Genomic DNA, 224 nt, shown 5'->3' with positions numbered 1-224 from the left:
CCGGCCGTGCCATCAGGGTTTTCCGCGGTGCCGTTGACTCCGTCGAGGCCGGTACCACCGACACCACCGTTGCCACCGATACCGGCGACCCCATCGCTACCGCTGGCCGCGGAGATGCCGCCACCGCTGGCCCCGCCGGCGCCACCCTTACCGGCGTTGCCGCCGTTGCCGCCGTCCTGGCCGGCATAGCCGGCTGCCTGCTCACTGTCCCCGCCGGCACCGTT

1 protein-coding gene is annotated in these 224 nt (G+C 73.2%); it reads right to left on the bottom strand.

Annotated elements, in window-relative coordinates; all coding sequences use genetic code 11:
* The coding region (locus LI94_RS24255; protein ID WP_046302579.1) for a hypothetical protein at window positions 1–224 on the bottom strand (224 nt) is incomplete at both ends.

The sequence above is a fragment of the Mycobacterium sp. UM_Kg27 genome (assembly GCF_000972905.1).
Taxonomy (GTDB): Bacteria; Actinomycetota; Actinomycetes; order Mycobacteriales; family Mycobacteriaceae; genus Mycobacterium.
This window is presented reverse-complemented; position numbering and strand designations above follow the sequence as displayed.